The 3,040-nt window shown below is 70.2% G+C and carries 3 protein-coding genes and 2 pseudogenes; all 5 read right to left on the bottom strand.

Annotation, left to right across the window (positions count from 1 at the left end; translation table 11 throughout):
- Positions 1 to 290 precede the first annotated feature (290 nt).
- The gene (locus tag ACFXPK_RS18190; RefSeq protein ID WP_385076473.1) at positions 291 to 944 is read right to left on the bottom strand and encodes a hypothetical protein; all 654 of its coding nucleotides are present in this window, start codon (positions 942 to 944) and stop codon (positions 291 to 293) included.
- Positions 945 to 986: 42 nt separating this feature from the next.
- Positions 987 to 1,265 carry a DUF6211 family protein gene (locus ACFXPK_RS18195; protein ID WP_385076490.1) on the bottom strand — a complete coding sequence of 93 codons (279 nt, stop codon included), beginning with the start codon at positions 1,263 to 1,265 and terminating at the stop codon, positions 987 to 989.
- 249 nt (positions 1,266 to 1,514) lie between these two features.
- A pseudogene (locus ACFXPK_RS18200) lies at positions 1,515 to 2,072 on the bottom strand (DUF6349 family protein); the annotation flags it as partial.
- On the bottom strand, positions 2,069 to 2,467 hold the full coding sequence (locus ACFXPK_RS18205; protein WP_385076476.1) for a DUF6181 family protein: 399 nt from the start codon (positions 2,465 to 2,467) through the stop codon (positions 2,069 to 2,071). The pseudogene ACFXPK_RS18200 and the gene ACFXPK_RS18205, both read right to left, overlap by 4 nt.
- A gap of 44 nt (positions 2,468 to 2,511) precedes the next feature.
- Positions 2,512 to 2,940 (bottom strand): annotated as a pseudogene (locus ACFXPK_RS18210) (DUF6197 family protein).
- Positions 2,941 to 3,040 lie beyond the last annotated feature (100 nt).

A 3,040-nucleotide genomic window follows, 5' to 3' on the forward strand; every position in this document is an offset into this window, starting at 1 on the left:
CTGGGTATCGCGGGCCCGCCCACCGGGCCCACCCGATCGGGGGGGTTTCATAAGGGGGGCCCTCACTTTGGGCGGCGCGCCGGTCCCGGGGCGGCCCTCACTGCGCTAAGCGTCTAGCGGATCGGCCACTCACCGAACGGTACCGGCGGGAGGTCGGTGCCGTCGCGCACGGCCTCGTCCGTACCGCAGGGCGAGCAGACGCGCACCCCGCGATCTGCGGTCATGCGGGAACGTGCGGGCCGTTCCCCAAGCGGGCCGCCGCAGCGCGGACAGCGGGTGTCGAGCACGGGTCACTCCTCGGGGTGCTCACGGGCGGACTTAAGGATGAGGTTCCAGGTCGGGCGGGAGTAGGTCTTCTCCGTCTGCCCCTGGAGTTGCGGGATCAGCTCGGCGTTCTTCGCCCCAGGGTTCGCCGCGATGGCCTGCCGTGCGAGGGTTAGCCGCTCGTCTCCCTGGTAGGGGTAGGCCAGTCCGCGGCGGCCGGTGGGCCGTCCGCCGGCGTGACCGCGGCCTTTCCGTTCCGCGAGGTACTGCCACAGCCTCCAGCGCTTCCACTTCGGACGCCGCCGGGTCGGAAGCTCGTCCCAGTCGTCCGGCGCCGGCCATCCCTCGGGCGGGTTCTTGACGTAGTGAGAGACCGTGGCGGAGTCCGCGAACCCGCAGACCTTCGCCGCTTCGGCAGGGCCGACCATCTCTTCGGGGTTGCCGTCGAGCCTCGGCGGGTTGGTGGTGCTGGCTGCGGCGCGCTGCCGCTGAAGCTCGTGGTGCCACGTTGCCCATACGTCGCCGTCCCAGTGCATGACGCCGTCGATGGTCTCCACGACGGGCGGGTGCCCGTTGTTCTCCCGGTCGGTCCACAGGTTCTGAAGTGTCGGCTCGCTGATGCTGTGGACCTTGCGCAGGTCCGCGCGTGAGTAGAGCGTGCGGCCGGTCTTGCGGGACACGGTCGCCTCCATTTCTTGGTCGGTCGTGACCGCTCGGCACAGTCACTGGATGTCGTCCGGGTCCGGGGCCGGCGCCCACGTACGGCTGCCTGCCGGTTCGAGCCGGGTGAGGGTGGCTATGTCGGCCAGGGCGACGGCCGCGGCCCAGTCTGCGCGACCGGGATGGTCGACGGGCAGGTTGAGCACGAGGTGCCGGCCGGTCGCCGGGAAGTCTTCGACGATGACGAAGCTGTCGCCGGGGTCGGCACAGATGCTGTTACCCGTCGTGAGCTGGGCGATGTCGCCGGGCTGGGGACAGTCGGGGTGTCGGTCACATAGCATGGTGTGGTCTTTCTGGTGAGAGAGACACCGACGGCCAGCGCCTTGTTGCCCTTGTGCGCTGGCCGTCATCTGTTGTCTGGGGTGCGTCGCGCCCCGTGGGACGCGCGGCCGGTCTGAGGTTGCCCGCTCCGCTGACGGCGAAGTAATTAAACCACCTTTGGATTCGGAGGGTGGGCCCTGATCCGGAGGACGGCGGCCATCAGAAGAGGGCCCCTGATCTGTGGGGCGTCGGCCCCGGTCGCTGGGTGACCGGGTGACGCGGAGTTCGTACCGGGGGCGTCCGGTGTGTGGCGGAAGGTGAGCCTCACGACGGTACCGGCGCCAGACCATGACGGGGGCGCCTTGGTCGATCCAGCCCGCTGGGTACTGGGAGGTGAGCTGGGCCCAGCGGCTTCGGCTCTGCGGTACGACCCATCGGTCCTTGACCGTAGTGATCGGCGGCAGCGTCCTCCAGCCGGGGAACGCGTGATCGTGGGCATCCTCCACTGCTTCGTTGTCGCCGTCGCCGTACCCGTCGCCTCGGTGGATGGGGCCCTCCCAGTCACAAGTGAGGCATCCGCCCCGGACCTCCTGGTCGTCCCCTCGGCGGCGAAGCAGCCGGCTGCGGGAGAGCAGGGTCGGAGCGTGGTGTGCGGGCGGATCCAGTTCGTGGCCGAGGTCGCAGTACGCGCCGCCGGGGTGTCCCGGCTGGATGTGCCACGCCTGTCCCGCGCTCTCGGGTGGCTGGCGCATCCGCCCATTGCGCACCCGCCAGTAGTACGTCTGCCGTGCTCGCGCTCCGGTCGGCTCGGAAACAGTCGCGGTCACGTCTTCCTGCTCCCGCTGGCGAGCACTTCACGAAGCGGATCAGCAAGTACGGCTTGTTCGTCCGGGGCGTCGAGGAAGCGCGGCCCGTACGCGCGGCGCACGGCACGGCGGGCGTCCTGGTGGCGGTCGAGTTCGGGGTAGTACGGCGATCGGCCGAGCACGGCATAGCCGTGGTGGGTGAGCACATCGGCGATGAGCGATCGGACCCGTACGGGATCGAGGGTGGTGAGGTCTGTCTCCCGCGGGGCCGCGAGGAGTACGCGGATGAGTTCGATCGCGCTGAGCCTGGGGTGAAGAGGGACGCCGACCCTGTGGATGCCGTCCCGGCTGGGGGTGGCGGCTCCTCGGCGGGTCGGTGCCTGGGTGGTGCTGCGGTTCTGTTTCGTATCGTCCATCGTGCTGGCCTTCGAAGATTCGGGATGCTGTCGGGCGTCGGGGGTCAGAACAGGGCGTGTTCAGCACGGATGGCGGCGGCGCGGAACGCGCGGGCAGCGTCCGCGGCGATGCGGCCGGGCTCTGCGCTCCACCGGTCGATGACGTCGCGGTGCCGGGCCGTGGTGGTGGCGGGGTCGTCGGCGTCGAGGGGGTGACCGGTGAGGGTTTCTGCGAGGAGGGCGAACGCCTGGTCGCGGGCGTGATTGATGCGGTCCTAGTCGTACGTCCGGCCCGCGGCTCCCCGACCGTGGCCGGCGGCTACTTCGAGGGCGCCACGCGGCCAGCACGGCAACGTGGCCGTACGGCCGGGACCGGCAAACAGATGGGGGCCCTGGTGGATGCCGACGTGATCGATGTGGCGAGCGGCCCATTCCAGGATGGCGGTGGGGGTGTCCGCGATGACGACGCTCTCGGGGGTGTGGTGGGTCGACACGGTGCTGTCCTTCGGGATGGGCGGGGGCGGGGGGGCGTTGGCGACGGCCCCGGTTTGGGTGGTTGTTGTTTGGAGGGTTCTTTGGGAGGTGAGGGTAAGT

Origin of the sequence: Streptomyces sp. NPDC059142, from assembly GCF_042755665.1 — a bacterium.
In the GTDB taxonomy this organism is placed as follows: domain Bacteria; phylum Actinomycetota; class Actinomycetes; order Streptomycetales; family Streptomycetaceae; genus Streptomyces.